This window comes from Pseudomonas sp. 50_B, from assembly GCF_017491625.1.
Lineage (GTDB): Bacteria > Pseudomonadota > Gammaproteobacteria > Pseudomonadales > Pseudomonadaceae > Aquipseudomonas > Aquipseudomonas danubii.
Map to the genome: position 1 here is coordinate 39,119 of NZ_JAFGYX010000026.1, position 25,086 is coordinate 64,204.

Sequence of the window (25,086 nt, forward strand, 5' to 3'; positions counted from 1 at the left end):
ACGGCTCTTGCCGTGCCTTTTGTGTCGCGCTCTGAGAAAATGCCCCCACTTTTTTTCCGGATGCCGACATGACTGCCCTGAAGAACGACCGTTTCCTTCGTGCCCTGCTCAAGCAACCCGTAGACGTCACCCCGGTGTGGATGATGCGGCAAGCCGGGCGCTACCTGCCTGAATACCGCGCCAGCCGTGCCAATGCCGGTGACTTCATGAGCCTGTGCATGAACCCGGCGTTCGCCTGCGAAGTCACGCTGCAGCCTCTGGACCGCTATCCACAGCTGGATGCGGCGATCCTCTTCTCCGACATCCTCACCATCCCCGACGCCATGGGCCAAGGCCTGTACTTCGAGACCGGTGAAGGCCCGCGCTTCAAGAAAGTGGTCAGCACCCTGGCCGACATCGAAGCCCTGCCGATCCCCGATCCGCAAAAGGACCTGGGCTACGTGATGGACGCGGTCAGCACCATTCGTCGCGAACTCAATGGCCGCGTGCCGCTGATCGGTTTTGCCGGCAGCCCCTGGACCCTGGCCACCTACATGGTCGAAGGCGGTTCGTCGAAAGACTTCCGCAAGTCCAAGGCCATGCTCTACGACAACCCGCAAGCCATGCACCTGCTGCTGGACAAGCTGGCGCAGTCGGTCACTTCCTACCTCAACGGGCAGATCCTGGCCGGTGCCCAGGCGGTGCAGATTTTCGATAGCTGGGGCGGCAGCCTTTCGTCGGCGGCCTATCAGGAATTCTCCCTGGCCTACATGCGCAAGATCGTCAGCGGCCTGATCCGCGAGCACGAGGGGCGCAAGGTGCCGGTGATCCTGTTCACCAAGGGCGGCGGCCTGTGGCTGGAAAGCATTGCCGATGCTGGCGCCGACGCCCTGGGCCTGGACTGGACCTGCGACATTGGCGAAGCCCGTCGACGTGTCGGCAGCAAGGTTTCCCTGCAAGGCAACATGGACCCTACCGTGCTCTACGCCAATCCGCAGGCGATCCGCAGCGAAGTCGCGCGCATCCTCGCCAGCTACGGCACCGGCAGCGGCCACGTGTTCAACCTGGGTCACGGCATCACCCCGGAAGTGAAGCCGGAGCATGCCGGTGCTTTCCTGGAAGCGGTGCACGAGTTGTCTGCGCAATACCACGTGTAAGCGCCACCCCATCAAAAACGCCCGGTCAATGCAGGCTGTGTGAAAACGTCACGAGTGAAGGCAAGACAAGGCAAAAACAGGCGAGGAAGCGGCGTTTACTGGCTGTAAATGAGCATTCCGAGCCTGTTTTTAACGCAGTATTGCCAAACGCAGTAGTTTTCACACAGCCTGCAATGCCGGGCGTTTTCGTTGCTGAAGCTTTGGCGCGCTCAGGCCGCTTCGCTGCGGGTCAGAGGGGGAAGTTTTGCGAGCTTCATGGCGATCAGTAACGCGCCTAGCAACAGCGCACTGATGAACAGGCCGATGCCGTTCCACCCCGCCAGGTGCCAGAACACCCCGCCAGCGGTGCCGGCAATGCTCGAACCGGCGTAGTAGCTGAACAGGTACAGCGATGAGGCCTGGCCCTTGGCCTTGGTGGCCCGGCGGCCGATCCAGCTGCTGGCCACCGAGTGGGCACCGAAGAAGCCGAAGGTGAACAGCAGCATGCCGATCAGCACCAGGGACAGCGGCGTCAGCAGGGTCAGGGCGATCCCCGCCAGCATCAGCACGATGGTGGCCCAGAGCACTCGGCGTCGGCCCAGTTGGTCCGCCAGGGCGCCGATCTTCGCCGAGCTGTAGATCCCCGAGAGGTAGACCACCGACAGCATCCCGACCCAGGCCTGGCTCAGCTGATAGGGATCGGCCAGCAGGCGGTAGCCGATGTAGTTGAACAGGGTGACGAAGGCCCCCATCAGCAGGAAACCTTCAAGAAACAGCCAGGGCAGACCGGCGTCGCGAAAGTGCATGGTAAAGCCGTCCAGCAGGCTGCGTGGGTGCAGCGAGCGGGGGCGGAAGTTGCGCGACTCGGGAAGGATGCGCCAGAACACCGCGGCGGCGATCAATGCCAGGCCGCCGATCACCAGCATCGCTGTGTGCCAGCTGACGAAGTCGATCAGCACCCCGGTGATCAGTCGCCCGCTCATGCCGCCAATGGCATTGCCGCCGATGTACAGGCCCATGGCCAGGCCGATGTGCTGGGGGTGAATCTCTTCGCTGAGGTAGGTCATGGCCACCGCTGCCAGCCCGCTCAGGGACAGCCCCACCAGCGCCCGCATCACCAGCACTGCGTGCCAGCTGGGCATCAGTGCGCTGGCGATGGTGCACAGGGCGGCGGCGAGCAAGGCCGCCACCATCACCGGCTTGCGGCCGATGCGGTCGGAAATGGGCCCGGTGATCAGCAGACCGATGGCCAGCATGCCCGTCGACACCGAGAGAATCAGGCTGCTCTGGGCCGCATTGATGGAAAACTCCCGGGACAGCAGCGGCATCATCGGTTGCACGCAGTACAGCAGGGCGAAGGTGGCAAAGCCCCCGGAGAACAGCGCCAGCACCGTGCGCATGAACAGCGGTGTGCCTTTCTCGATGTAGACCTCGTTGAGTTGGGCGACCACCTCGTCCAGGGGCGTAGCGGCGAGGGTGTGGGCAAGGGGGGCAACAGCGGTTTTCACGGGGACCTCGGGGGGACGCAGCCGGTCAGGCAATGGAAAAAAGCATATAGCTGGCTAATGATCATTTCCAATATATTGTTCGACCTGTTTGATAGCTTTAACGACTCAATGGAATCGCCCATGGAATTGCGTCACTTGCGCTACTTCATCGCCGTCGCCGAAGAGCTGCACTTCGGCCGCGCGGCCCAGGTGCTGGGTATCTCCCAGCCACCGCTGAGCCAGCAGATCCAGGCCCTGGAGCAGGAGGTGGGCGCCCGGCTGTTCGAGCGTACCAATCGTCGGGTCGAGCTTAGCGAGGCCGGGCGCCTGTTCCTCGAAGAGGCGCGCCTGGTGCTGGCTCAGGTGGACAAGGCGGCAGACGTGGCCCGGCGCGCGCAGTTGGGCGAACTGGGCGAACTGAAGATCGGCTTCACCTCGTCAGCCCCCTTCAACTCGACCATTCCCCAGGCCATCTTTGCCTTTCGCCAGCGCTTTCCCGCGGTGCACCTCAAGCTCAAGGAAATGAGCAGCACCCAGGTGGCCGAAGCCTTGGTGGACCAGACGATCCAGGTGGGCATCATGCGGCCCTTGCCCTTGCCGGACTCCTTGTCGGTGGTGGAGCTGCTGCGCGAGCCGCTGGTGGCGGTGCTCAGCGCCAAGCATCCGCTGGCCAGCGGCAGTGAAGAGGGCTTGCACCTGGCGGCGCTGGCCCAGGAGCCTTTTGTGTTCTTCCCTCGCAGCTATGGCAGCGGCCTGTATGCCCAGTTGCTGAGCCTGTCCCGGGAGGCCGGGTTTACCCCGCATTTCGCCCAGGAGGCGGGTGAAGCCATGACCATCATCGGCCTGGTCGCAGCAGGGCTGGGGGTCTCGGTACTGCCGGCGTCCTACCAGCGCATGCGCATCGACGGCGTGGTCTATCGTCGGCTGCTGGACCCGGAGGCCATGTCGGCGGTGTGGCTGGTACAGCGCCAGGACCAGGCCTCGCCCATGGCCAAGGCCTTTGTCGAGCTACTGACGCGCAAGACCGGGGCCACGTCCTGAGGGGCTGTTGGGGCGCACCGGGGGCTGCAGGATGACCAGGTCGCCGCGCAGGGCGACGCCCGCCATCAGCACCCCGGCGCGGCATTCGTAGGTGTTGAGGTCCTTGCGTACGTGGCGCTTGTAGTAGCTGACGATGTTGGTCACCGCGTTGGCGCCGACCCGCTTGGCTGCGGCTTGCAGGGTGATCAGCGCCGACTGCAAGGCCCACTCGCAGGCGGCGATATCGCTCTTGTTGGAGGCATTGGTCTTCTTGTGGGTAGTCACTTCGGTGAGCCGCACCTGGAGCACCGGTGGCAGCGGGTTGCCGGCCAGGTGGAAGCTCACGCTGCCATCCAGGCGCCCGGCGCGCTCGGCGTCGGCCACGACTTTTTCGAAGGGCATGTACATCAGGTTGGTGGCCTGGCTGGTGGGGCTCAGGACGGCTAGCAGGGCCAGGGCAATCAGCGCTTTCACTTGCATGGTCGGCTCCTTGACGGACGTGAAAGAAGAGCCAGCGTCGCACCGGCCCAGGTCCAGTCGCAGCGCTTGGCTCCCGCAGGCGACGGTGGCCCGGCCTGCTGTTGCGAGTGTAGACGGCGCTGGCCGGGCTCCCGAAAAAATCCCGGAAACAAAAAGGGCGCCCCACCAGGCTGTGTGGGGCGCCCTTTTCATTGTCAGCCGCAGCTCACTGGACCTTAGACAGATCCCCGCGCAGCGCGACACCAGCCATGATGGCGCCAGCATGGCACTCATAGGTGGTGGCGTCCTTGCGCTCACGGCTCTTGTAGAAACTGGCGATGTCGGTCACGGCGTTGGCGCCGACTTTCTTCGCCGCTTCATGCAGGGTGATCAGCGCCGACTGCAAGGCCCACTCGCAGGCCACCTGGTCGGCCTTGCCGAAGGCATTGGTCTTCTTGTTGGTCACGGCGCCCGGGCTCAGCACACTGACCTTGCCGGCCGGCTTGTTGCCCGCCAGGTAGAACTTCACGCTGCCATCGATCTTGCCGGTGCTGATGGCCTCGGCCACCACCTTGTCGAAAGGCAGGAACAGGGTGGTATCGCGGGCCTGGCTGATGCCGGGCAGGGTGCACAGCAGCAGGGTGGCGGTGGCCGCCAGTGTCTTCAAACGCATCGCATTCTCCATGACATTAAAGGGGGTGAAGCAGCCCTGTGACCGGGGTCACAGGGAGAGGCTCATTGCGCGGTCGGGAAGCTCTTGGCCGCGGCGTCGGACAGCTGTTGCGCGGTCCGCTCGTTCTGGTTGTCCCGCAGCTCGCGCAGGATGCCCTTGTCCAGCAGGCGTACCCAGCGGATGTAGTTCTTGTGGATCTTGCCGTCCTTGTAATCCAGGTCGCGGCTGTCGCGGTAGACGATCTTGTAGTAGCTGGCGGAGTACTGGATATCGATCTCGGCGTGGAACTGCTCACGCACGGTGATCTCGGCCTGAATCAGCTCCGGGCTGATGCGCTGCACGGTCCACTTGCGGGCCACCAGGTTCTTCAGGATCGCCTGTTTGACCTGCTCCTGGTCGGCCTGGATGGTGGCCGGGATCACTCGGTTGGGGGTGTACATGCGCTTGCTGGTGCAGGCGGTGACGCTCAGCAGGGCGAGGACGATGAGGGTGGCGCGAAACAGGGAAGACATTCCATTTCTCCAGTGAGGTGAGGCATCAGGACCAGCGGCGGAAGATCAACGAGGTGTTGACGCCGCCAAAGGCAAAGTTGTTGTTCATCACGTATTCGTGGCTCATGGCCCGGAAACCGCCCTGCAGGTAGTCCAGCTCGCCGCAGCGCGGGTCGACCTGATCCAGGTTGCAGGTGTGCACGTACAGGTCGCGGTTGAGCATCTCGATGCTGAACCAGGATTCCAGCGCGCCGCAGGCGCCCAGGGTGTGGCCGAGAAAGCTCTTCTGCGAGCTGATGGGCATGCGATTGCCGAACAGGCTGCTGGTGGCCTGGGTCTCGGCGATATCGCCCTGTTCGGTGGCCGTGCCATGGCCGTTGACGTAGCCGATGGCCGCCGGGAACAGGGCCGCATCCTCCAGCGCCAGCTCCATGGCCCGGCGCATGGTGCTCTGCTCGGGACGGGTGGTGTGCTGGCCGTCGGCGTTGCTGCCGAAGCCGACGATTTCCGCGTGAATGCGCGCGCCGCGGGCCAGGGCATGTTCCAGTTCTTCGAGCACCAGCATGCCGCCGCCCTCACCAATCACCAGACCGTCGCGGTCGGTGTCGTAGGGCCGCGGGCTGGTGTGGGGCGCATCGTTTTTCAGGCTGGTGGCATACAGCGCGTCGAACACCATGGCCTCGGTGGGGCACAACTCTTCGGCACCACCGGCAAGCATCAGCGGCAAACGCCCGAACTTGATCGCTTCATAGGCGTAGCCGATGCCCTGGCTGCCGCTGGTGCAGGCGCTGGAGGTGGGAATCAGGCGCCCGGTGAGGCCGAAGAAGATGCTGATATTGGCCGCGGTGGTGTGGGGCATCATGCGCACGTAGGAGTTGGCGTTGAGCCCTTCGGCCACCGAGTTCAGCAGCATGTTGCCGAAGGCCTTGATCTCGTCGGTGCTGCCGGTGGAAGAACCGCAGGCCACGCCCATGCGCCCGTCCTTGATCGACGGGTCGCCCAGCAGCCCGGCGTCGGCCAGGGCCTGCTCGGCGGCGCCCACGGCCAGGCGCGAAACCCGGCCCATGCTGCGCAGTTGCTTGCGGGTCCAGTGGCCGGGCACCTGGAAGTCGTCGATAGGGCCGGCCAGGCGGGTATTGAGTTCGCTGAACCTGTCCCACTCGTCCATGCGCCGGATGCCGCTGCGGTTGGCGGCGAAGCGCTCGGCGATGCTGGCCCAGTCGCTGCCCAGGGAGGTGATGCCGGCCATGCCGGTGACGACCACGCGTTTCATCAGCACAGGCCCCCGTTCACCGCCAGCACCTGGCGGGTGATGTAGGCGGCCTCGGCGGACATCAGGAAGTTCACCGCGCCGGCGACTTCTTCCGGGGTGCCCATGCGCTGGGCGGGGATCATCTTCATCAGCTCGTCCACCGGCACGTTCTCGTCGAGCATGGCGGTGTCGATCAGGCCCGGGGCCACGCAGTTGACAGTGATCTTGCGCTTGCCCAGCTCGATGGCCAGAGCTTTGGCGGCGCCGATCAACCCGGCCTTGGAAGCGCTGTAGTTGACCTGGCCACGGTTGCCGATCAGCCCCGATACCGAGGTGATGCAGACAATGCGCCCGGCGGCGCGGCGGCGGATCATCGGCATCATCACCGGGTGCAGGACGTTGTAGAAACCGTCGAGATTGGTGCGCAGCACCTGATCCCAGTCCTCTTCGCTGAGGGCCGGAAAGGCGCCGTCGCGGGTCAGCCCGGCATTGAGCACCACGCCGTAATAGGCGCCATGAGTCTCAACGTCAGCTTCCAGCGCGGCCTTGCAGGCCGCTCGGTCCGACACGTCGAATTGCAGGATGCGGGCGCTGCGGCCCAGGGCCTCGACTTCGCCCTTGACGGCTTCGGCTTCGCTGCGGCCGCTGCGGCAATGCAGCACCAGGTCATAGCCAGCCTGGGCCAGACGCAGGGCGATGGCACGGCCGATGCCACGGCTGGAGCCGGTGACCAGTACGGAGTCAGTCATGACGGGGTTCCTGTAGAAGAGGCAGGTGTTTCATGCAGATAGTCGGCGGCCTGGGGCGGACGGAACACATTCAGGCGCGCGCTGGCGGCAATGCCAGGGCCGCTGAGGTGGCACTCGAACACGCCCATGCCGTTGTCGTCTTCGAGGGAGCGCAGGGCGTGGATCTCCAGGGTGCTGCCGACGGGGAAATGTTCAACGTTGCACTCGAATTTACGGGTGCCCAGAAGAAAACCCAGCTCCACCGGCAAGCCCTGCTGGCGGGCGCGGCAACCGGCGTAGGCGGCGACGCTCTGGGCCATCAGTTCGATGCCGACCCAGGCCGGCAGGCTGCCATCGGCGCGGTTGAACAGGCCGCCGGGGCGAACTTGGAGGCGAGTGCGGATCTGTTCTTCATCAAAAGCCAGGACCTGATCGATGAGGATCATGTCCCCGGCATGGGGCAGCAACTCGGCGAGCGGCCAGTCAATCATGGGGCGTCTCCGATAATCAGGCTGACGTTGTTGCCGCCGAAGGCGAAGGAGTTGCTCATCAGGCGGCGCGGGGCATGCGGGTCCAGGCGGTCGGCCGGGGTGACCCAGCGCAGTGCCGGCAGGGCCGGGTCGGCCTGGGCGTCCCAGAGGTGCGGCGGCAGTGCCTGGGCGGGGTTCTCGGCGCTCAGGCTGAGCCAGCAGAACGCGGCCTCCAGAGCACCAGCGGCCCCCAGGGTATGGCCGCTCATGGGCTTGGTCGATGAGCAGGGCACGCCTTCGGGGAACAGCTGCGCCACCGCCAGGCTCTCCATGGCGTCGTTGTGCTGGGTGGCGGTGCCGTGCAGGTTCAGGTAGCCGATCTGTTGTGGCTGCAAGCCGGCACTGTGCAGGGCCAGTTTCATGGCCTGCAAGGCTCCTCGACCGTCGGGGGCCGGGGCGGAAATATGGTAGGCATCGGAACTGGCACCGCCGCCCAGCAGGGCAATGGGCGAGTCACGGCCCGGTTCCTTGCTCATCAGGAACAGCACCGCCGCTTCACCGATGTTGATGCCGTCGCGGTGGCGGGAAAACGGATTGCAGCGCTGAGCGGACACCGCCTCCAGGGCGGTGAAGCCGTTCAGGGTGAGCTGGCACAGGCTGTCGACCCCGCCGCACAGCACCGCGTCGCACAGGCCCAGGTCCAGCAGGCGCCGGGCGCTGATCAGGGCCCGGGCGCTGGAGGTGCAGGCGGTGGAAATCACATAGGCCGGGCCGCACAGTTGCAGCCAGTCGGCGAGGAAGTTTGCCGGCGCGCTGAGCTCCTGCTGGCGGTAGTCGTAATCCGCCGGGAATTGCCGGTCCTGCAGATAACGGGCAATGCCGCGACTGGCTTCGTCGATGCCCGAGGTGCTGGTGCCCAGGACGATACCGATGCGGCCACGGCCATAGCGTTGGATCGCCTGGCGGATGTCGTCCTCGATCTGCAGCGTGGCCTCCAGCAGCAATTGGTTGTTGCGGCTGTTTTGCGCTTGGAAGCCACTGGGCATGGGGGCCAGTGGACCGCGCACCGCCGCCACCGGCAAGGTGCGCTCGGGCACCCAGTGGCTTTCGTCGCGCATGCCTGAACAGTCGCCGGCAAACAGGCTGCGGGCGACTTCCTGGCGATTGCGGCCCAGGGCGCAAATCACCCCGAGGGCATTGAGGTAGGCCGTCATGGGGTGGCCTCGGTACTCAGTGCAGTGATGTGGTAGTGCGGGCCTTGAGGCAGGTTCAACTCGAAATCCAGAAGTTGTTGATAGTCAATCCGCCAGCGTGGGCCGAGGGTACGTTGGGCGCCTTGCTGACGAGCGCCCGGGTAGTTGGCGGCCAGTTCCGCCTCGGGTGTGAGGGCGAACAGCAGCGCTGCGAACAGCTCCCGGGCCTCCGGGTTGGGGGGCAGCAGGCCATCGGCCTGCCACTGGCCATGCACCAGGCGCTGACGGGCCTGGGGAATGCCCAATGGGTCCATCAGCGACCAGCGCAGGTCCGCGCCTTCAGCCTGGATCACCAGCAGCCAGTCCTGGCGTTGGCCATCCGCCTGGCGCTGCACATGCAACTGCAACGGCAACACCAGGGAAGGCGTGCGCTCGGGCAGCGGAGCCTGACTGACGCAAGCGCTCAGCAACAGGACACAACCGAGCAGCAGAGCGCGGATCATGCGGGCAGACCTTCCTCGGTGACCGGGGGATTCAGGGGCTTGCGGGCCACCACATTGACCAGGGTTTCCTCGCGCTGGCCCACCGGCGGCGGCTGGCGCAGGCCGAAGCGCTCCAACAGGCCGAAGTCTTTGGCGCGGCTCCACCACAGGTAAGGATAAGACACGTTCTGCGGGCCGAACTCAAAGCCCTGCCGACGAATCATCTGCAGATACTCGGCGGCGCTTTTCTGTACCTGCATCGGATGGCGGAACAGCCAGCGGATCACCCAGGTATCGATGTAGGCCTCGGTGGATTCGGCGAACAGCAGGTAGCCTCCCGGCTTGAGCACCCGGTAGAACTCGGCCAGGGCCTTTTCCTGCTCCACCAGGTGATGGAAGGTCTGGTGGCAGAACAACAGGTCGACGCTGGCGTCCGCCAGCTCCAGGGTCGCGCAGTCGCTGCCGATCAGTTCCACCTGCAGTTGCTGGCGCCGGGCTTCCTCGGCGCTGAGCTCGAGGCTGTGGGGGTCGGCGTCGAGGCCGATCAGGCGCTGCGGAGCGAACACCTGGCGCAGGTACTGGAACGACTTGCCCTGGCCGCAGCCGGCATCCAGCAGCACCGGATGGGCGGGCGGCTCGCCATCGAACAGCGAGCGCAGGTCGTTGATCGCCACCCGCAGCACATGGTGCTGCCAGGTGTGGCTGCGCAGGAACCAGAAGCCGAAGCGGGTTTCCTCGACGTAGCTGGCGCTCAGGTACTGGCTGGATGGTTCGCTCATGCCACGTCCCTCGCACAGACTTGCGACAGGGCCTTGAGCCGGCGCTTGGGCTCGCTGACGAAGGGGTTGCGCTCATCCCAGGCGTAGCCGGCGAGGATCGAGCTGATCATGCGGCGGATTTCCGGCGAGCTGCCCGGGTGGTAGATCACGTCCTGGAAAGTGCCGGCGTACCAGCCTTCGACGTAGCAGCGGAAGGTGTCGACGCCACGCTTGAGCGGTTCGGCGAACTCGCTCTGCCAATCGACGCTCTGGCCTTGCAACTGACGGTGCAGCACCGCGGCGGCCATGCTCGATGAACGCATGGCGATGGTCACGCCGGAGGAGAACACCGGGTCGAGGAATTCCGCGGCATTGCCCAGCAGGGCGAAGCCCGGGCCGTGCAGGGTGGTGACGTTGGCCGAGTAGCCGCCGATGGTCCGCGCCGGGGTGTCCCACTCGGCGTTTTCCAGGACCTTGGCCAGGCTCGGGGTTTCGTTGATGAAGCCGCGCAAGCAGGCGTCCAGGTCGCCATCGCGCCCGGCGAAGTGTTCGTCGGCGGCCACCACCCCCACCGAGCAGCGGCCGTTGCTGAAGGGGATGCTCCAGAACCAGATGTCGCGGTGTTCCGGGTGGGTGGTGATAAGGATCTTGTTGCGGTCGAAATGCTCGCAGTCGATGCGATCCTCGACATGGGTGAACACCGCCCGGCGCACCGGGAAGTTCGACGGTGCTTCCAGTTCCAGCAGGCGTGGCAGGACCCGGCCGTAGCCGCTGGCGTCGAGGATGAAGTCGGCTTCGATGCGGTACTGGCTGCCGTCCTCGCGGCGGCAGTCGAGCTGCGGCAACGGCCGCGCCACGTCCACCGCGATGATCTCCTCGCCGTAGCGGATCTCGACCCCTTGCAGGGCGGCCTGGTCGGCCAGCAGCTTGTCGAAGTCGGCGCGCTGCACCTGGAAGGTGGTGGGCTTGCCGTTACTGAAGGTGTCACCAAAATCGAAGGCGCTGTAGTGCTCGCCCCAGGCGAAGGCTGCGCCGTTCTTGAGCTGGAAACCGGCGGCTTGCACTGCCTCCAGCATGCCGGCTTCCTCGACGAAATCCAGGCAGTGGGACAGCAGGCTTTCACCGATGGAGAAACGCGGGAAATGTTGCCGCTCGACGATCAGCACGTCGTGGCCCTGGCGCTTGAGCAGCGCGGCCGCGATGGCCCCCGAGGGGCCGGCACCAATCACCACGACCTGGCGACGTTGCATTTCAACTGTTGGCACTGGGGCTCCTTGCCGGTTCGGCGATGTTCAGGTTCAGGGGGGCCGCGTTTACCGCGGCCGCAGGCGTTCGGTGCATCCCGGCCAGGGCCGGCAGCAGGGTGGCGATCAGGCCCATGAGCATCAGCGCGAAGTACAGCGCCGGGCTGATCAACTGTTGTTGCAGCAGCAGGTTGAGAAAGACGATCTCGCTCAAGCCGCGAATGTTCAGCAGCAGGCTTTCCCGCCAGCGGCTGGCGCCCTCGAAAGAGGCGCCGGCCCAGCTCAGGCCGAGCCAGTTGCCCAGCAGCTTGCTGGCAATCGGCAGCAACAGCAGCGCCGCCAGTTGCACCCAGCCGAGGCTGTCCATGGCGCTGTGCACGTTGATCTGCACGATGCCGAACGTGAGGATCAGCGGAATGGCAACCAAGGTCTGCAAGCGGTTCATCCAGGCAGCCTTTAACGGCAGCACCAGCGGCAGCTTGAGGGCGGCCATGCACAACAGGTAGCCGATGCCAAAGATCAGCGCATTGAGCTTGTAGTGCTCGGCCAGCACCAGCAGGCCGAAGAACCCCAGGCTGTGCAGCAGGGGCTGGCGCAGGCCGAGGACCCGCAGCACCAGGGGCAGGCAGGCGCCCGCCAGGGGCAGCAGCAGGCTGCTCACCTGCAGGCTGCCCTGGGCCAGGGCGAACAGGGTCCAGCAGGTCAGGTCGATGAGGATCGCGGTCTGCACCAGGCGCCGGGTAGCGGCGGGCGGGTACTGGATGTGTCGCAGGTACAGGTAAAGCACCGGGATTGCGGTAATGGCGAACAGCAGGCCCACCGCCAGGGAGCTGATCCAGGGTTGTGCCGGCAGCAGCCAGAAGGCCGTGGCCAGGCCACAGGCAAAGGGAATGCAGAAGCTCGGCACGGCGATCTTCAGGCTCTGACGGTCCAGGCGCAGGTCGATCACATCACTGAGGATGTGCCCCAGCAGCAGGGCGAAGCTCAGGCCGTAGAGGAACTTGAGCCATTGCGGCGATACCAGCTGCGCGCCGCCCAGCTGCCAGTGCGGCTCGATCCACAGCAGCATCAGTAACGGCAGGCCGAAGGTCGCCAGCAGCAGTTGGCTGACAATCGGAATCAGGCCCAGGTGGCGCCCGATGTAGGTGGCCAGGGCGAACAGGGCCAGGGCCAGCAGCCAGAACAGCAGGATCAGCATGGCGGGTTCTCTGCGGCTGGCGTCGGATGCGGCGTGTGGCCGGCCCAGGGCGCGAGGATAAAGCTGAAGGCCAGCCCCAGGCTCACCGCCAGACCGAAGTTGCTCACCGCCGGGGTGCTGGACACCGCCAGCAGACCGAACGACAGCCAGGTGGTCAGGGCCGCCAGCAAGGTGCCCAGCAGGCTCACGGCGGCGCCACCGATCTGCTCGCGCATGAGGATCGCGTAGTCGACGCTGATGGCCGTCACCAGCAGCAGGCCGAACAGGCTGAACAGGGTCAGCGGCTGGCCCAGCCAGCCGAGGCTGGCCAGGCTGCACAAGGCTGCCAGCAGCGGCAGGGCCACCAGGCGCAAGGCGCCACCGAAACCGAAGGGCAGGATCAGCAGCAGCACGATCAGCACGCAGGACGCCAGCTTGAGTTCGGCGGCGCTGACCTGGGTTGCGGCGAACACGCGGTTCAGCTCGCCCAGGCGATCCACCAGTTGCACCCCTGGCAGGTCATCGGCCTGGACCCGCAGCAGGGCAGCGTCGTTCAAGCCTTGCAGGCTGACCATGGCCGCTACGCCGCTGGCGTTGCTGCCCAGCCACAGCGGGCGATAAGGCTCGGCCAGGGGGCCGATGAGCGCGGTATCAATGTCGGCCACGGGCAGGTCCTGCAGTTGTTTCAACTCCGCTTGCAGGGCCGGCAGGGGCACCCCCAGCGCCAGCAGCGGCTGCCAGACGCCCGGCAGTTGCTTGAGGGCCTCGCGCACTTGTTGCTGCTCGGTGGGTTGGCTCACCAGTTGGTCCAGGGACAGGTAGCCCTTGAGCTTGCCCAGGCTCACCAGTTGTTGCAGGCGCAGGTCCAGGGCGCGCAGGCGTTCCAGCAATTGCTGCTGATCGGTCGCGCGCACCAGGAAGAACTGGCTGGTGGGTTGATAGCCGGTGATCCGGGCAATGGCCTGGGCCTCTTGCATCAGTTGCGGCGGTGCGCCGACCCATTGGCGAATGTCGTTCTTGCTCTCGAGCTGCCACAAACCAGCGGCGCAGAACAGCGCCAACAGGGCCAGCAACGCCGGGCTCGGCACACGCTTGAGCAGCGCGGCACGCACCCCGAGCAAGGCTTCGGCGACCCGCAGCGGCCATTGCGCCGGACGCAGTTCGACGCCCTTGAGCAGGGCCGGCAGCAGGCACACCGCCGACAGGTAGGCCCCCAGCAGGCCGGCGGCGGAGAACACGGCGATCTGGGTCAGCGCCGGGAATGGGGTCCAGGCCAGGGCCAGGTAGCCGATGCAACTGGTGATCAGGCTCAGGCTCAGCCCGGGCAGGGTCAGGCGCAGGGCCGGCCAGCTGCGCCAGGGTTTCAGGCTCCAGCTCTTGGACAGGTAATGCAGGGGGTAGTCGACGGCCACGCCAATCAGGCTTGAGCCCAGCACCAGGGTCATGACGTGCATGCGCCCGAACAGCGCGACGCAGGCCACGGCGCCGAACAGCATGCCCACCAGCACCGGGACGAAGGCCAGCAAGGCGCGCCAGCGGCGGAAGGCCAGGAGCAGCAGCAAGAGGATGCCCAGGGTGGCGCCTCCGCCAACCCAGGTGATTTCCCGGCTGGCCTGCTGCTGGCCGTTGGCGGCGTACAGCAAGCCGCTGGCGGCCAGCAGTTGTACATCGCTGTGGCCGGCCTGTTCGCGGCTGTGGTCCAGCAGTTCGGCCACCTGCAAGGGCAATTGCATGTCGAAGGCATTGCCGTTGGTGCGGGCCCGCAGGAGTACCCATTGTTTGCCATCGGCGTCGGCCACCAGGGCGCCGCTGCCGATGTCCAATTGCACCGCGCCGTGTTGCGGCTGGCTGTTCTGAATACGTCCGGTCAGGCCCAGCCAGTCATCCTGGCTCGGCACCAGGGAGAAGCCGGCAAAGGGGTCGAAGAGGCTTTGCACGCGCTGCTCGATGAACGCCTGGGGCTGGCTGATCAACTGCTCGCGGTCAGGGGCCGAGAGCATGGCCAGGCGGCCTTGCAGCAGTTGCTTGCGCAAGGCCGGCAGGTCGGCCTGCAGGTTCCACTGGACCTTCTCGAACAGCCCGCTGGCCTGCCATTGCTCGGCCAGTTGCCGGGCCATGGCCACGGCTTTTTCGCGCTCGGCATGCCCCACCAGCACCAGGATTTCCCGGTTCAGCGGTTCCTGCATGCGCTGTTCGGCCAGCAGCTCCAGGGCGTCCGGGGCGGTGCCGGGCACCAGTTCCATCAGGTTGGCGGACAGGGGCGCACCGTGGCGCCATTGCCAGGCGCCCAAGGCCAGCACCAGGGCCAGCAGGATCAGGAAGGATCGCGGCAGCCAGCGTTCACTCGGCAAAGTCATGTTGCTCCGCTTCACTCAAGGGTTGGGCACTGCTGCTGTCCTGCATGATCAGCAAGGTACGGTCGCCCTGGGCTTCCAGCAGTTCGATGCGTTGCACCAGCTCGCCGCCGTCGATGTTGATCTGGTTGAAGATCTGTTTCAGCAGCAGGGAGCGGGGGATCAGTTGCAACTGCCAGTTCTGCGCGCTGCCTTGCAGCTTGAGTTCGAAGTCACGCTGCAGGCCACTGCTGTCGCCTTGCAGCACGGCGAGGAACAGGCGGTTCTGTTCGGCACCGGCACTCTTGCCCGGAAGCATCTGCCAGCCGCCGGCATCGCGCCGGGCAATGCCGGCGGCGGTGATGCGGTAGTCCTGCTGCAACGGGGTCTGCAGCAGCCACAGCAGGCCATGGTTTTTCGCCAGGACGAAGTGGCCCTTGCTGGTCAAAGGCTGGGGCAGGGCGCGCAGGTGTTTTTCCTGGATGAAGCGACCGTGGATCACCTCCGGCCGCGACAGCTGGTCGCTCAGTTGTTGCAGATCGAAGGCCTGGGCCAACCCCGGTATCACCAGCAATACCAGTAGCGCAGGAGCGAGCTTGCTCGCGAACCGCCGCACCAGGGTGCCTGGCATCATGCAATTGGCCGACAGACCCACGATCTTCGCGAGCAAGCTCGCTCCTACCCTCATGGCAGGGCCCTGGCAACGGCGTCGGTGAAGACTTTGGGCGAGGCCAGCTGCATCTCCCGGCTGGCGATCTCCACGGCCACCTGCACCGAGCTGGCGCGGGTCAGGCGCTCGCCACTGGCCAGGTCGGTGATCAGGTAGTTGATCTTCAGGCGGTTCTCCCATTCCACCAGGCTGGCGCGCACGTTCAGGGTCTGGCCGAACACCGCGCCGCGCACGTAGCGCAGTTGCAGGTCGATCACCGGCCAGGCGTAGCCGGATTCGAGCATCTGGTTGTAGTTGTGGCCGAGCTTGTCCAGCAGGGCGCAGCGGGCGACTTCCAGGTACTTGACGTAGTGCCCGTGCCAGACGACATGCATGGTGTCGACGTCGAAGAACGGCACCTGGACCTGGGTGTCGGCGTGGATCACTCCCTTACTGCGCATGCAGCCTCCAGTGTTGTTCGGCGATACGTTGCAGGCACAGGCGCAGCTCGCGCTCCAGGGCGCGGTCCTCGATCACCGGTGGGAAGTCTGCGGCCAGTTGCTGGTGCATGGCATCCAGGGCCGGCGGCAACGGCCGGGCGTCGGCTTCCTGGCGGCGCAGCCAGACGCCCTGGTTGGCTGCGAGCAAGGTGGCGGCGGCCACTTGCTCGGTGAGCTCCAGCACGCGGATCGCGTCGCGGGCGGCGATGGTGCCCATGCTCACCTTGTCCTGGTTGTGGCACTCGGTAGAACGGGAGAACACGCTGGCCGGCAGGGTGTTTTTCAGGGCTTCGGCAGTCCAGGCGCTGGCGCCGATCTGCACCGCCTTGAACCCGTGATTGAGCATGGCGCGTTCGGCGCTGGCGCCGGACAGGTTGCTCGGCAGGCCGTGGTTGTAGCGCACGTCCACCAGCAGCGCCAACTGCCGGTCCAGCAGGTCGGCGACGTTGGCCACCAGGTTCTTCAGGCTGTCCATGGCGAAGGCGATATGCCCGCCATAAAAGTGCCCACCGTGCAGCACGCGTTCGGCCTCGGCGTCGATGATCGGGTTGTCGTTGGCGCTGTTGAGTTCCGTTTCGATAAAGCCCCGCAGCCAGTTCAGGCTGTCGGCCAGCACGCCGAGCACATGGGGCGCGCAGCGCAGCGAGTAACGGTCCTGCAGGCGGTGCAGGGGCGCGGTCGGCGCATCGATGGCCAGGTCCTGGCGCAGCCACGCGGCCACTTGCATCTGCCCCGGGTGCGGCTTGGCGGCGAACAGGCGTTCGTCGAAGTGCTCCGGGTTGCCTTGCAGGGCCACCACGTTGAGGGCGGTGATGCGGGTGGCCAGGTGCAGCAGGTAATCGGCCCGGGCAAAGGCCAGGCAGGCCAGCCCGGTCATCACTGCGGTGCCGTTCATCAGCGCCAGGGCTTCCTTGGGCCGCAGCACCAGGGGCTCCCAGCCCAGCTCGCGGTGCACGTCGGCGGACTCACGACGCTCGCCGCGGAACAGCACCTCGCGTTCGCCGGACAGGGTGGCCGCCACGTAGGACAGCGGCGTCAGGTCGCCGCTGGCGCCCACCGAGCCCTCTTCCGGGATCAGCGGCAGGATGTCCTGGTCGAGGAAGGCCTGCAGGCGCTCCAGCAGTTCCACCCGGACCCCGGAAACCCCATGGCACAGCGACTGCAGGCGTGCGGCCAATACAGCGCGGGTGGCCTGGGCGTCCAGCAGCTTGCCCAGGCCGCAGCCGTGGAAGGTGTACAGATGACGCGGCAGGGCTTCGACATGCTGCAGCGGCACCGCCACCACGCAGGAGTCGCCGTAGCCGGTGGTCACGCCGTAGATCACCCCTTCCTTGTCCAGCAGGGAGTCGAGGAACTGCGCACCCTTGGCAATCCGCTGGCGCCAGGCGGCGTCGTCTTGCAGGCGGGTCGGCACCTGGCGGTTGGCCAGGGCCAGCACGTCTTCGATGCGCAGGGGGTGTTCGCCGAAGGTTACCGGCTCATGGGTCGAGGTCGTCATCGGTCTTCCAGAATGGGTAAAAGTTGAACCATTGTTGCGGTGCCTGCAGGCAGTACTGGCCCAGGTGCTCGGCGTAGCGGGCGGTCCACTGGGCGATCACCTGCTGGCGGTCATTGCGCTTCCACTGCACGGCCTCGGCGAAGGGCTCGAGGATCACCTGGTAACGGCCCTGCTGTTTCAGGCACAGCAGCAGGTTGACCGGGCACTTGAGCAGCCCGGCCAGCAGCCAGGGGCCCTGGGGAAAAGCGGCCTGATGGCCGAGGAAATCCACCCGCACGTTGCGCCCGCCGTGCAGCGGTACGCGGTCGCCGGCAATCGCCAGCCACTCGCCGCGATCCAGGCGCTGGCTCAGTTGCAGCATGATCGCCGGGTCCAGCTCGCTGACCTGGATCAGCCGAAGGTTGCTGGCCCCGGCCTCGCCCAGCAGGCGGTTGAAGCGTTCGGCGTGCTTGGTGTGCACCAGCACGTTCATGGTCACTTGCTCGCCCAGCTCGGCCAGGGCCCGGCAGACTTCCAGGTTGCCCAGGTGCGCGCCCACCAGCAGTTGTCCGCGTTCCCCGCGCAGCTGATGGCGCAGCTGCGCCGGGTCGACGATTTCGATCTGTTCGATGCGCAACTTGCCGTTCCACACATCGAGCTTGTCCAGCAGGGCATCGGCAAAGGCCATGAACTGGCCGAACACCCGCCAGTGGCTGGGGCGCAATTCGTCGCGCCCGCTCCATTGGGCCAGGCGCTGCTGGTACTGCCAGATGCTGCGGCGGGCGCGGCGGCCGAACAGGAAGAAGTAGAAGACTATGGCGTACAGCACCGGGCTCAGCACCCGGCGCCCCAGCACTCGTACACCGAAGGCGGTGAGCTTCATCAGCCAGAAGCTGCCGCGCTCCTGATGGCCGGCCCAGTGTTCGCTGCCGGGCTCCTTGGGTTGCTCCAGGCTCATGAACGCCACCGGCGCCAGAGAATCAGCGGCAGGCGCAGCAACATGCCGAAGAACAGCTTGGCGTGCATCTTGGAAATCAGCGCGTTGTCGTGGAACAGGCGAAAGTGCGACAGGCCGTCCTGGGGGTAGTGCACCCGGGTCGGCAGCCAGTGCATGGGCTGGTTGCGCCAGGACAGGCGCACCAGGATCTCCGGGTCGAAGTCCATGCGCCGCCCCAGTTGCACCGAGTCCAGCAGGGCCAACGTGGCGGGCAGGGGATAGACCCGGAAGCCACACATGGAGTCCGGGATCTGCAGCGACAGGCTGTTGATCCAGACCCAGACGTGAGTCAGGTAGCGGGCGTACAGGCGCCCCTTGGGCACGCTGGCGTCGTACTGCGGATAACCGCAGATCAGCGCCTCGGGATGGGCCTGTGAGCGTTGGATGAAGTGATCCACATCCGCCAGGTCGTGCTGGCCGTCGGCATCGACCTGCAAGGCGTGGCTGAAGCCCAACTGAGCGGCTTCGCGCAGGCCGGCCATGACCGCGCCGCCCTTGCCCTGGTTGATGGCCAGGCGAATCAGGAATACCTGCTCGCGCTCGGCCAGTTGTTCCAGCACCGCCGCACAGGCCGGGCTGCTGGCGTCGTCCACCAATACGCAGGGCAGGCCCCGGGCCAGGAGCGCGTCGACCACGGCGGGCACGGCAGTTTCATGGTTGTAGACCGGAATGACGGCGCAGGGCTTGTGGGTCGGCGCTGAACCCTTGGCTGGCAAGCCAGCGCCTACAACCGCGAAGAGGGAAGCGTTATCCACAGTTGGCCTCCAGGATGATCCGCCCGCTGGAGCAGGGGGCGCCGTCATTCAGGAAGGCGAAATACAGTTTCTGGCGCTGGACGTCGAAGCGCAGGTTGAGCTGGATGCAGTCGCCGGGGCGCACCAGTTGCTGGAACTTCAGCACTTCCATGCCGGCGAAGCGGCCCGGCAGATCGAGCAACTGCTGACCCAGGGCCAGGGCCCAGTCCACTTGCACCACCCCCGGCAGCACCGGTGTGGCGGGGAAGTGCCCGCTGAAGTAGGCCAGGTCTGGTGGAATTGCCAGTTGCAGTTGCCATTCGTCGGCGTGCTGCACTTGCTCCAGCACTTCCGGGGCTTGTGGGCGTGGCGCCAGCAGCAGGGCCTGCACTTCGGCCTGGGGCAGCTTGCCCTGGTTGTTCAGGGGCATCTGCCGCAGCAGGCGCCAGCGCCGGGGCAGGGCCAGGGCTTCGCAATGCCCGGCCAGGTGCTGGCGCAGGGCCTGGGTCAGGTGGCGTCGGCCCTGGTTGCGCAGGGCATGCAGGCCGGACTCACTGAGTACCAGCAGGGCGCCAAGGTAGGCGCGGTTGTCTTCAATCACCCCCAGGCGTGCTTCCGCGACCCAGTCGTGCTGCTCCAGGGCCTGTTCGAGCATGGGCAGGGAGATGCGTTTTTCTTCCAGCTTGACGATGCGGTCCAGGCGGCCCAACAGCTCGAAACGGCCGTCGGCGGCGATGCGCGCGGCATCGGCCGTGTGTTCGACATGCCCGGGCGGCAGGTAGGGCGAGGCGATCAGCAGTGCGCCGTCGCTGTCCTGGCTCAGGTGCACCTCGGCAAAGGGCTGCCACAGCTCTGGCCCTTGGCGCCAGGCGATACCACCGGTTTCCGAACTGCCGAGGATCTCCGTCGGCCATTGCTGCAGGCGCTGTTGCAGCCCGCTGGCGGCCTCGGCAGGCAAGGCGCCGCCGGAGGAGAACACCCGGCGCACCGGGCTCAGGGCCGGCCAGTCGAGGTTGTCGCCCATGCGCTTGAGCAGGGCCGGGCTGGCCACCCAGGCGAATGCCGGGCATTCGCGGCTGGCCCGTTGCAGGTCTTCGGGGAACGGCAATTGACGGCGCACGAAAGGACGCCCGGCGCACAGCGGCCAGAGCACGCGGAACAGCAGGCCATAGATGTGCTGGGTGGCGACGCTGCCGATGATCCAGGCCGGGCCCAGGTCGGTGCCCCAGAGCTGTTCCAGGGCGCTGACCTCGTTGGCCAGCTGGCGCAGGTTTTTCTCGATGCGCTTGGGTTCGCCGCTGGAGCCTGAGGTGCACAGGCTCAGTTGGCAGGCGTCCAGGTCCAGCTCCGCCGGTTCCAGCGGCGCAGCCTGCAGTGGCTGCAAGGGCGGGTCCTGGTCGGTCAGCCACAGGTCGACGTCCGTCGCCCAGCGCTGGCGGGTCTGGGCCTGCAGGTCGGCGGGCAGCAACACACTGACCCCGGCGCGCCAGGCACCCAGCAGGGCTACGGCCAGGTCGACGGCATCTTCCAGGTGCAGCGCCAGGCGTCGCACGCCGCGCGCTTGCAAGGCCGCGGCCAGGCCCAGGGCCCGGGTCTGCAAGCCTTCCAGGTGGATATCGGGATGGGCGCTGACCACCCGCGGTGCTTGGGTCCTGAGCAATAGCCGCTCAAGGGCAATCCAGTTCATCTACGGCCTCGTACCCGTTGTCGTAAAAGCCACTCAATGGCAAACAGCAAACCCATCAGCCCGTAGGCGATCAGGCCGTTGTACAACGTCCACCAGCTCAGCGGCGCCCAGAGGGTCAGGGCCGCGGCGATTACTCCGTTACAAAGGAAAAACACACTCCAGGCGATGGTCACCTGGCGGGTATAACGTATGGCTTTTTCCGGCAGGTCCGGCTCGCCAAGGCGCGCCAGGCGCTCCGCCACCGGCGGGCCGTACTTCAGGCTCAGGCCGAACAGGCCGAGCATGAAGCTGCTGATCAGCACCGGGTACCAGCGCAGCAGCGCCGGGTGGTCGAACCACGCCAGCAGCAGGCAGAAGACGAGCGCCGCGGCTGCCATCCACAAGCTGCCGGGACGACGTTCCCCGGTCAGCGCCCGGGCCAGCCACAGGCCGCCCAGCAGCAGGCCGAATTGCCACGGAGCGAAGTGCTCCATACCGAAATACACCGCAAAGGGGTAAAGCAGGCCGGCCAGCAACAAGCCCAGGCCGATCAGCCGGCTCATGCGGCCGGCTGGACCAGACGGTAGACCGCCTCGACCACGTCATTGACGGTACGCACCGACTTGAATTCCTCGGCGGCGATTTTCTTGCCGGTCTGACGCTTGATGTGGTCGATCAGGTCGACGGCGTCGATGCTGTCGATTTCCAGGTCCTGGTACAGGTTGGAATCCAGGCTGATGCTGTCAGGCTCAAGCTCGAAGAGTTCGACCAGGGCATCGCGCAGAGTATTGAAGATGTCGTCACGGGTTTGCATGGTCGGTTCTCAAGCTGCCTGTTTTGCAGTGACGAACGCCGCAAGGCTCGCCACGTTACTGAAGTGGTTGCGGGTGTCCTTGGCGTCGGCATCGATCTTGATGCCGTACTTTTTCTGGATCGCCAGCCCCAGTTCCAGGGCGTCCACCGAGTCCAGGCCGAGGCCTTCGCCGAACAGGGTCTGATCGTTGCCGATGTCCTGGGCACTGATGTCTTCGAGGCCCAGGGCGTCGATGATCAGCAGTTTGATTTCAAGCATCAGATCCGGGTGTGTATCGCTCATCTCTGGCGAGCTCCTTGATGAAATAGTGGTGCAAGTGCTCATTGAGCTTGCGCGACGCCTGAGGCGCGGGGCCTTGGGCGGCAAAGGTCTGTGGGTCTATATCGGCACCGACGTGAAAACTGAAGTGCACACGGCGTTGCGGAATGCGATACCAGGGCTCGGCCTTGGTCAGGGTGGTGGGGCTGACCTTGATCACCACCGGGGTAATGATTTTCGCACCCCGCAGGGCAATCGCCGCGGCCCCCCGATGAAAGGCGGGAGCGGCGCCCGGCTGGGTACGGGTGCCTTCGGGAAAGACGATCAGGGTCTGGCCTGCTTGCAGCGCCCCGGAGGCGCTGTCGAGCATGTCCATGCTGCCGTCGTTGCTGATGTACTGGGTGGCGCGCACCGGGCTGCGGGTGAAGGGGTTGTCCCACAGGCTTTGCTTCACCACGCAGTTGGCATCGCGCACCAGGCCGATCAGGAACACCACGTCGATCAGCGACGGGTGATTGGCAATGATCATCTGCCCCGGACGGCCGAGCAGGTGGGCGCCCTGGACTTCGTAGGTGAGCACGCCGCTCTTGGCCATGAAACGGATGAACAGCCAGAACAGCCGACTGACGGTCCGGCGTGCGCGCCGGCTATGGCTCGCGGCGTCGCCAGGCAGGCAGGCCAGGAGCGGGAAAATCACCAGGCGCAGGCACAAACCACCTATTCCGAACAGTGCAAAGCTCAGACCGGTGGCCAGCAGGCGCCAGTAGTAGGCATTGCGGCCCTTGGCGCTCAGTGGTTGCGTTGCCAGGTCCATACACGATTCATCCAGGCATGTTGGCAAAAGGTCTGCGAGCCGAGCAGGGTTCGCAGCAGGTTCAGGGCATGGGGCCACTGGGTCTTGGGGATTTGACCGTCGTGGCTGTCCAGGGACAGTTGCCAGTCGTCGCCTGGGGTCAGCAACAGGCCCAGGGCATAGGGAAACGGCACGTCGTCGATCCAGCTGGCGTAGGCCTCGGGCGGCTGTTCCTCGGTGATCACCAGCAGTACATGGGGAGCGCCGTCCGCCAGCAGGGTGGCGGCTTCCAGCAGGCCGTGTTCCAGGCCGTCGCCGGCGGCGGCCAGGGCAGTCATTTCACTGGTTTCGCCGCGCATGATCGACCACAGGCCGATCACCGCGTTGTGCACCGAGAGGCTGAACTGGGTGGGCGACAGCGGCTGCTCGGCGGCCAGGTCGCTGAGGATCTCGAAGGTTCGCGGGGTTTCGCCGTGCCGGGAAATGAACACCAGCGGCAATTGCTCGAGGCCTTCGGCCAGGGGCCAGCCAACGCTGAAAGCCATGCGCGCCAGGCGACTGAGACGGCGGCGCTGCATGGCGGGCAGAAAAGACACATCGGGAGCGGCATCGCTGCTCTCGGGCAGGGTCGGCTGACGGCTCCAGGCCTGCCAGGCGTCCACGCTTTCGAGCCCAGGGGCCCATGCACGCCATTGAGCGATGTTGAACTTGATCACTTGATTTCATCCCGCCCCTGCGGGCTTCCTTGACGCGGTGTATCGCTTCGATTGGCGATTGACCTGGATGACGCGAAGGCGTCAGTGGCGCGCATTATCCCGGTGCGACTGGCTTGTAGCAAATGCTGCTTGGGCTGTTGGTCGCAAAAGCGTCGAATCTGCCGCGATCATGGGTGTCTATTTGCCACTATCGAGTTTCCTTTGCGCCCCGATCCCCCGGCGCCGAGGCTTTGCGTCGCCTGTTCCAGGGGGGGCGGAGGTTGGGAAACTCTTGTGTTGCCGAGGTAGCTAACGGGCGCACAGGACTACTACACTCGGTGATCTTTGATACACGGAGGTTTAGACATGCGGCGAGTGGTGTTCAATCAGAAAGGTGGCGTGGGCAAGTCCAGTATTGCCTGCAATCTGGCGGCGGTCAGCGCCAGCGAGGGGTATCGCACCTTGCTGGTGGATCTGGATGCCCAGGCCAACTCGACCCAGTACCTCACCGGCCTGACCGGCGATGACATTCCCATGGGCATTGCCGATTTCTTCAAGCAGACCTTGTCTTCCGGGCCCTTCTCGAAAAAGAACCAGGTGGATATCTACGAGACGCCGTTCGACAACCTGCATGTGGTGACCGCCACCGCCGAGTTGGCGGATCTGCAGCCCAAGCTTGAGGCCAAGCACAAGATCAACAAGCTGCGTAAGTTGCTGGACGAATTGGCCGAGGACTATGACCGGATCTATCTCGACACCCCGCCGGCCCTGAATTTCTATGCGGTTTCGGCGTTGATCGCTGCTGATCGGGTATTGATTCCTTTCGACTGCGACAGCTTCTCCCGTCAGGCGCTGTACGGCCTGCTGGCGGAGATCGAAGAGTTGAAGGAAGACCACAACGAGGACCTGCAGGTCGAGGGGATCGTGGTCAATCAGTTCCAGGCGCGGGCCAGCCTGCCGCAACAGATGCTCGACGAACTGATCAGCGAGGGGTTGCCGGTGCTGCCGGTGTACCTGGCCAGCTCGGTGCGCATGCGTGAATCCCACCAGGCCAGCCTGCCGCTGATCTATCTCGATTCGCGACACAAGCTGACCCAGCAATTCGTCGATCTGCACAACCTGCTGGAAAACGCCTGAACTCGGCGCCGCGGTGGCAGGAGTGCAAGTCTCCTGTCAGGGCGTGTTCAGATGCCCTGGCTGCGCAACCAGCCCAAGAGTTGCGGCAAGGGCAGGGCGCCGCTCTGGCGGGCCACTTCCCGGCCGTTCTTGAACAGGATCAGGCTGGGAATCGAGCGAATGCCCAATTGCCCCGAGAGCTGAGGGTTGGCTTCACTGTCCAGCTTGGCCAGCCGGCACTTGCCACTCAGTTGCGCGGCGGCCTGCGCAAAGATCGGCGCAAAGGATTTGCACGGTCCGCACCAGTCAGCCCACACATCCACCAGCAACGGCAGGTCGCCCTTGATCTGGCTGGCGTAGTCGCCCTGTTGCAAGTCAAAGGGTTTGCTCAGCAACACCTCACCCTTGCAGCGCCCGCACTTGGGCTGATCGCCCAGGCGCTCGCCGGGGATACGGTTCAGACCGTTGCAGTGCGGGCAGGGAATCAGCAGTGGCTCGGACATGG

At 65.6% G+C, this 25,086-nt stretch carries 28 protein-coding genes; 3 read left to right on the forward strand and 25 right to left on the reverse strand.

The window, feature by feature from the left end; translation table 11 throughout:
• The first annotated feature begins 68 nt into the window (after positions 1-68).
• Positions 69-1,136: a uroporphyrinogen decarboxylase gene (hemE, locus tag J5M73_RS26735; protein ID WP_102862808.1), complete on the forward strand. Its 1,068-nt coding sequence runs from the start codon at positions 69-71 to the stop codon at positions 1,134-1,136.
• 209 nt (positions 1,137-1,345) lie between these two features.
• On the opposite strand, the gene J5M73_RS26740 is transcribed toward hemE, so the two are convergent.
• Complete coding sequence (locus J5M73_RS26740; protein ID WP_102862809.1) at positions 1,346-2,623, reverse strand: MFS transporter; 1,278 nt, start codon at positions 2,621-2,623, stop codon at positions 1,346-1,348.
• A 120-nt stretch (positions 2,624-2,743) separates the two neighbouring features.
• Here J5M73_RS26740 and J5M73_RS26745 point away from each other — a divergent pair, with 120 nt between their 5' ends.
• Positions 2,744-3,643 (forward strand): LysR family transcriptional regulator, encoded by a 900-nt coding sequence (locus J5M73_RS26745; protein WP_102863059.1) that lies wholly within the window; start codon positions 2,744-2,746, stop codon positions 3,641-3,643.
• On the opposite strand, the gene J5M73_RS26750 is transcribed toward J5M73_RS26745, so the two are convergent.
• From J5M73_RS26750 to J5M73_RS26860, 23 genes are all read right to left on the reverse strand, one after another.
• Positions 3,611-4,102, reverse strand: a complete 492-nt coding sequence (locus tag J5M73_RS26750) for an excinuclease (protein ID WP_102862810.1) — start codon at positions 4,100-4,102, stop codon at positions 3,611-3,613. The two genes, J5M73_RS26745 and J5M73_RS26750, sit on opposite strands and share 33 nt — an antisense overlap.
• A gap of 205 nt (positions 4,103-4,307) precedes the next feature.
• Entirely contained in the window at positions 4,308-4,754 is a 447-nt protein-coding gene (locus J5M73_RS26755) for an excinuclease (RefSeq protein ID WP_102862811.1), read from the reverse strand.
• 62 nt (positions 4,755-4,816) lie between these two features.
• Positions 4,817-5,266 carry a hypothetical protein gene (locus J5M73_RS26760; protein WP_102862812.1) on the reverse strand — a complete coding sequence of 150 codons (450 nt, stop codon included), beginning with the start codon at positions 5,264-5,266 and terminating at the stop codon, positions 4,817-4,819.
• Between the two features lie 25 nt (positions 5,267-5,291).
• The gene (locus tag J5M73_RS26765) at positions 5,292-6,518 is read right to left on the reverse strand and encodes a beta-ketoacyl-ACP synthase (RefSeq protein ID WP_102862813.1); all 1,227 of its coding nucleotides are present in this window, start codon (positions 6,516-6,518) and stop codon (positions 5,292-5,294) included.
• Positions 6,518-7,246, reverse strand: a complete 729-nt coding sequence (gene fabG / locus J5M73_RS26770; protein ID WP_102862814.1) for a 3-oxoacyl-ACP reductase FabG — start codon at positions 7,244-7,246, stop codon at positions 6,518-6,520. The genes J5M73_RS26765 and fabG overlap by 1 nt, the downstream gene beginning before the upstream one ends.
• Positions 7,243-7,716 (reverse strand): hotdog family protein, encoded by a 474-nt coding sequence (locus J5M73_RS26775; protein WP_102862815.1) that lies wholly within the window; start codon positions 7,714-7,716, stop codon positions 7,243-7,245. Before J5M73_RS26775 ends, fabG begins: the two co-directional genes overlap by 4 nt.
• Complete coding sequence (locus J5M73_RS26780; protein ID WP_102862816.1) at positions 7,713-8,909, reverse strand: beta-ketoacyl-[acyl-carrier-protein] synthase family protein; 1,197 nt, start codon at positions 8,907-8,909, stop codon at positions 7,713-7,715. The genes J5M73_RS26775 and J5M73_RS26780 overlap by 4 nt, the downstream gene beginning before the upstream one ends.
• Positions 8,906-9,391: a DUF3261 domain-containing protein gene (locus J5M73_RS26785; protein WP_102862817.1), complete on the reverse strand. Its 486-nt coding sequence runs from the start codon at positions 9,389-9,391 to the stop codon at positions 8,906-8,908. Before J5M73_RS26785 ends, J5M73_RS26780 begins: the two co-directional genes overlap by 4 nt.
• The gene (locus J5M73_RS26790) at positions 9,388-10,149 is read right to left on the reverse strand and encodes a class I SAM-dependent methyltransferase (RefSeq protein WP_102862818.1); all 762 of its coding nucleotides are present in this window, start codon (positions 10,147-10,149) and stop codon (positions 9,388-9,390) included. The genes J5M73_RS26785 and J5M73_RS26790 overlap by 4 nt, the downstream gene beginning before the upstream one ends.
• Positions 10,146-11,393, reverse strand: coding sequence for an NAD(P)/FAD-dependent oxidoreductase (locus J5M73_RS26795; protein WP_102862819.1), 1,248 nt, complete (start codon positions 11,391-11,393; stop codon positions 10,146-10,148). Before J5M73_RS26795 ends, J5M73_RS26790 begins: the two co-directional genes overlap by 4 nt.
• Positions 11,380-12,570, reverse strand: coding sequence for a sodium:proton antiporter (locus tag J5M73_RS26800; protein ID WP_102862820.1), 1,191 nt, complete (start codon positions 12,568-12,570; stop codon positions 11,380-11,382). The genes J5M73_RS26795 and J5M73_RS26800 overlap by 14 nt, the downstream gene beginning before the upstream one ends.
• Positions 12,564-14,906, reverse strand: a complete 2,343-nt coding sequence (locus tag J5M73_RS26805; RefSeq protein ID WP_102862821.1) for a hypothetical protein — start codon at positions 14,904-14,906, stop codon at positions 12,564-12,566. Before J5M73_RS26805 ends, J5M73_RS26800 begins: the two co-directional genes overlap by 7 nt.
• Complete coding sequence (locus J5M73_RS26810; RefSeq protein ID WP_240322068.1) at positions 14,890-15,516, reverse strand: outer membrane lipoprotein carrier protein LolA; 627 nt, start codon at positions 15,514-15,516, stop codon at positions 14,890-14,892. The genes J5M73_RS26805 and J5M73_RS26810 overlap by 17 nt, the downstream gene beginning before the upstream one ends.
• 50 nt (positions 15,517-15,566) lie before the next feature.
• Complete coding sequence (locus J5M73_RS26815) at positions 15,567-15,992, reverse strand: acyl-CoA thioesterase (RefSeq protein ID WP_102862823.1); 426 nt, start codon at positions 15,990-15,992, stop codon at positions 15,567-15,569.
• On the reverse strand, positions 15,982-17,529 hold the full coding sequence (locus J5M73_RS26820) for an aromatic amino acid ammonia-lyase (protein ID WP_102862824.1): 1,548 nt from the start codon (positions 17,527-17,529) through the stop codon (positions 15,982-15,984). The genes J5M73_RS26815 and J5M73_RS26820 overlap by 11 nt, the downstream gene beginning before the upstream one ends.
• A complete protein-coding gene (locus J5M73_RS26825) occupies positions 17,510-18,466 on the reverse strand; it encodes a glycosyl transferase (RefSeq protein ID WP_102862825.1) in 957 nt (318 codons plus the stop codon). Before J5M73_RS26825 ends, J5M73_RS26820 begins: the two co-directional genes overlap by 20 nt.
• Positions 18,463-19,221 carry a glycosyltransferase family 2 protein gene (locus J5M73_RS26830; RefSeq protein ID WP_102863060.1) on the reverse strand — a complete coding sequence of 253 codons (759 nt, stop codon included), beginning with the start codon at positions 19,219-19,221 and terminating at the stop codon, positions 18,463-18,465. Before J5M73_RS26830 ends, J5M73_RS26825 begins: the two co-directional genes overlap by 4 nt.
• A 31-nt stretch (positions 19,222-19,252) precedes the next feature.
• The gene (locus J5M73_RS26835) at positions 19,253-20,926 is read right to left on the reverse strand and encodes an AMP-binding protein (protein WP_102862826.1); all 1,674 of its coding nucleotides are present in this window, start codon (positions 20,924-20,926) and stop codon (positions 19,253-19,255) included.
• Positions 20,923-21,468 carry a hypothetical protein gene (locus J5M73_RS26840; RefSeq protein ID WP_102862827.1) on the reverse strand — a complete coding sequence of 182 codons (546 nt, stop codon included), beginning with the start codon at positions 21,466-21,468 and terminating at the stop codon, positions 20,923-20,925. Before J5M73_RS26840 ends, J5M73_RS26835 begins: the two co-directional genes overlap by 4 nt.
• Complete coding sequence (locus J5M73_RS26845; protein WP_016962653.1) at positions 21,465-21,719, reverse strand: acyl carrier protein; 255 nt, start codon at positions 21,717-21,719, stop codon at positions 21,465-21,467. The genes J5M73_RS26840 and J5M73_RS26845 overlap by 4 nt, the downstream gene beginning before the upstream one ends.
• Before the next feature lie 9 nt (positions 21,720-21,728).
• Positions 21,729-22,001, reverse strand: a complete 273-nt coding sequence (locus J5M73_RS26850; RefSeq protein WP_011058851.1) for a phosphopantetheine-binding protein — start codon at positions 21,999-22,001, stop codon at positions 21,729-21,731.
• The gene (locus tag J5M73_RS26855; RefSeq protein WP_102862828.1) at positions 21,970-22,791 is read right to left on the reverse strand and encodes a lysophospholipid acyltransferase family protein; all 822 of its coding nucleotides are present in this window, start codon (positions 22,789-22,791) and stop codon (positions 21,970-21,972) included. Before J5M73_RS26855 ends, J5M73_RS26850 begins: the two co-directional genes overlap by 32 nt.
• Positions 22,767-23,486, reverse strand: a complete 720-nt coding sequence (locus tag J5M73_RS26860; RefSeq protein ID WP_102862829.1) for a beta-ketoacyl synthase chain length factor — start codon at positions 23,484-23,486, stop codon at positions 22,767-22,769. The genes J5M73_RS26855 and J5M73_RS26860 overlap by 25 nt, the downstream gene beginning before the upstream one ends.
• Positions 23,487-23,831: 345 nt before the next feature.
• Between J5M73_RS26860 and J5M73_RS26865 the strand changes: the two genes are divergently transcribed.
• Positions 23,832-24,602 carry a ParA family protein gene (locus J5M73_RS26865; protein ID WP_102862830.1) on the forward strand — a complete coding sequence of 257 codons (771 nt, stop codon included), beginning with the start codon at positions 23,832-23,834 and terminating at the stop codon, positions 24,600-24,602.
• Positions 24,603-24,649: 47 nt separating this feature from the next.
• Here J5M73_RS26865 and trxC read toward each other — a convergent pair whose 3' ends face one another.
• On the reverse strand, positions 24,650-25,084 hold the full coding sequence (gene trxC / locus J5M73_RS26870) for a thioredoxin TrxC (RefSeq protein ID WP_102862831.1): 435 nt from the start codon (positions 25,082-25,084) through the stop codon (positions 24,650-24,652).
• Positions 25,085-25,086: the final 2 nt, after the last annotated feature.